The 3,323-nt window shown below is 35.8% G+C and carries 3 protein-coding genes and 1 pseudogene; all 4 read left to right on the forward strand.

Annotation, left to right across the window (positions count from 1 at the left end; genetic code table 11):
- Window positions 1-105: 105 nt before the first annotated feature.
- Window positions 106-588, forward strand: a pseudogene (locus tag K0778_RS25265) (conjugal transfer protein); the annotation flags it as partial.
- Window positions 589-832: 244 nt separating this feature from the next.
- Window positions 833-949 (forward strand): tetracycline resistance determinant leader peptide, encoded by a 117-nt coding sequence (locus K0778_RS25270; RefSeq protein WP_001814923.1) that lies wholly within the window; start codon window positions 833-835, stop codon window positions 947-949.
- 15 nt (window positions 950-964) lie between these two features.
- Window positions 965-2,884 (forward strand): tetracycline resistance ribosomal protection protein Tet(M), encoded by a 1,920-nt coding sequence (gene tet(M), locus K0778_RS25275; protein WP_025989258.1) that lies wholly within the window; start codon window positions 965-967, stop codon window positions 2,882-2,884.
- A gap of 118 nt (window positions 2,885-3,002) precedes the next feature.
- Window positions 3,003-3,170: a cysteine-rich KTR domain-containing protein gene (locus tag K0778_RS25280; protein ID WP_000336323.1), complete on the forward strand. Its 168-nt coding sequence runs from the start codon at window positions 3,003-3,005 to the stop codon at window positions 3,168-3,170.
- Window positions 3,171-3,323: the final 153 nt, after the last annotated feature.

Below are 3,323 nucleotides of genomic sequence, written 5' to 3' on the forward strand. Positions count from 1 at the left end.
CTCAGCATTTTATTATGGTGATCCCCTGGGCGAAATGCGCCTGGTAAGCAGAGTTTTTGAAATGTAAGGCCTTTGAATAAGACAAAAGGCTGCCTCATCGCTAACTTTGCAACAGTGCCCAGTGTAGACCAACTCATTACAGAGGGGGAAAATACAAAGACCGTCCACTCTGCTTATATAGTGAGTGTCTATGTAGACAGTACTGGAAATATGGTCCTCATTAAGAATCCGACCATTACTAGCATACCAAAGAAATCAGACTATAAACCAAAAGCTATTGAAAGTGAGGGTACGGTTGATTCCATTACAACCAATGAAATCAATGAGTTTTTAACGACGTTCTTCAAGCTCTATCCTACAGCGACAGCCAGTGAACTTTCCTACTATGTGAATGACGGGATATTAAAACCAATCGGAAAAGAGTACATCTTTCAAGAACTGGTAAATCCTATTTACAATCGTAAGGATAATCAAGTCACGGTATCGCTGACAGTGGAGTATATCGACCAGCAGACCAAAGCAACGCAGGTATCTCAATTTGATTTGGTACTTGAAAAGAACGGGAGTAATTGGAAGATTATAGAATAACAAATATTGGTACATTATTACAGCTATTTTGTAATCACGTACTCTCTTTGATAAAAAATTGGAGATTCCTTTACAAATATGCTCTTACGTGCTATTATTTAAGTATCTATTTAAAAGGAGTTAATAAATATGCGGCAAGGTATTCTTAAATAAACTGTCAATTTGATAGTGGGAACAAATAATTGGATGTCCTTTTTTAGGAGGGCTTAGTTTTTTGTACCCAGTTTAAGAATACCTTTATCATGTGATTCTAAAGTATCCGGAGAATATCTGTATGCTTTGTATGCCTATGGTTATGCATAAAAATCCCAGTGATAAGAGTATTTATCACTGGGATTTTTATGCCCTTTTGGGCTTTTGAATGGAGGAAAATCACATGAAAATTATTAATATTGGAGTTTTAGCTCATGTTGATGCAGGAAAAACTACCTTAACAGAAAGCTTATTATATAACAGTGGAGCGATTACAGAATTAGGAAGCGTGGACAAAGGTACAACGAGGACGGATAATACGCTTTTAGAACGTCAGAGAGGAATTACAATTCAGACAGGAATAACCTCTTTTCAGTGGGAAAATACGAAGGTGAACATCATAGACACGCCAGGACATATGGATTTCTTAGCAGAAGTATATCGTTCATTATCAGTATTAGATGGGGCAATTCTACTGATTTCTGCAAAAGATGGCGTACAAGCACAAACTCGTATATTGTTTCATGCACTTAGGAAAATAGGTATTCCCACAATCTTTTTTATCAATAAGATTGACCAAAATGGAATTGATTTATCAACGGTTTATCAGGATATTAAAGAGAAACTTTCTGCGGAAATTGTAATCAAACAGAAGGTAGAACTGCATCCTAATATGCGTGTAATGAACTTTACCGAATCTGAACAATGGGATATGGTAATAGAAGGAAATGATTACCTTTTGGAGAAATATACGTCTGGGAAATTATTGGAAGCATTAGAACTCGAACAAGAGGAAAGCATAAGATTTCATAATTGTTCCCTGTTCCCTGTTTATCACGGAAGTGCAAAAAACAATATAGGGATTGATAACCTTATAGAAGTGATTACGAATAAATTTTATTCATCAACACATCGAGGTCAGTCTGAACTTTGCGGAAAAGTTTTCAAAATTGAGTATTCGGAAAAAAGACAGCGTCTTGCATATATACGTCTTTATAGTGGCGTACTGCATTTGCGAGATTCGGTTAGAATATCGGAAAAGGAAAAAATAAAAATTACAGAAATGTATACTTCAATAAATGGTGAATTATGTAAAATTGATAAGGCTTATTCCGGGGAAATTGTTATTTTGCAGAATGAGTTTTTGAAGTTAAATAGTGTTCTTGGAGATACAAAGCTATTGCCACAGAGAGAGAGAATTGAAAATCCCCTCCCTCTGCTGCAAACGACTGTTGAACCGAGCAAACCTCAACAAAGGGAAATGTTGCTTGATGCCCTTTTGGAAATCTCAGATAGTGATCCGCTTCTACGATATTACGTGGATTCTACGACACATGAAATTATACTTTCTTTCTTAGGGAAAGTACAAATGGAAGTGATTAGTGCACTGTTGCAAGAAAAGTATCATGTGGAGATAGAACTAAAAGAGCCTACAGTCATTTATATGGAGAGACCGTTAAAAAATGCAGAATATACCATTCACATCGAAGTGCCGCCAAATCCTTTCTGGGCTTCCATTGGTTTATCTGTATCACCGCTTCCGTTGGGAAGTGGAATGCAGTATGAGAGCTCGGTTTCTCTTGGATACTTAAATCAATCATTTCAAAATGCAGTTATGGAAGGGATACGCTATGGTTGCGAACAAGGATTATATGGTTGGAATGTGACGGATTGTAAAATCTGTTTTAAGTACGGTTTATACTATAGCCCTGTTAGTACTCCAGCAGATTTTCGGATGCTTACTCCTATTGTACTGGAGCAAGCCTTTAGAAAAGCTGGAACAGAATTGTTAGAGCCATATCTTAGTTTTAAAGTTTATGCACCACAGGAATATCTTTCACGGGCATATAACGATGCTCCCAAATATTGTGCAAATATCGTAAATACTCAACTGAAAAATAATGAGGTCATTATTATTGGAGAAATTCCTGCTCGATGTATTCAAGATTATCGCAATGATTTAACTTTTTTTACAAATGGACGTAGTGTTTGTTTAACAGAGTTAAAAGGGTACCATGTTACTACCGGTGAACCTGTTTGCCAGCCCCGTCGTCCAAATAGTCGGATAGATAAAGTACGATATATGTTCAATAAAATAACTTAGTGTATTTTATGTTGTTATATAAATATGGTTTCTTGTTAAATAAGATGAAATATTCTTTAATAAAGATTTGAATTAAAGTGTAAAGGAGGAGATAGTTATTATAAACTACAAGTGAATATTGTGTCCTGTATGTGGAAATAAAACACGATTAAAGATAAGGGAAGATACTGAATTAAAAAAATTCCCCCTCTATTGTCCGAAATGCAGACAAGAAAATTTAATTGAAATAAAGCAGTTCAAAGTAACTGTGATTACAGAGCCAGACGCAAAGACGCAGAGCCGATAAAATGAGATTAATACAATCTCATTTTATCGGCTCTTGGATCTTTCGAACTGTTACTAAGAGGGTAATCATAGCCAAACATAAACTGGAAATGTCCTAATTCTAAACCTGTTCCAATACCTACACTATAATCAAGAGGACTTAAACTTCCATCAC

The organism is Escherichia sp. XD33 (genome assembly GCF_019375075.1).
Taxonomy (GTDB): Bacteria; Pseudomonadota; Gammaproteobacteria; order Enterobacterales; family Enterobacteriaceae; genus Enterobacter; species Enterobacter flexneri_A.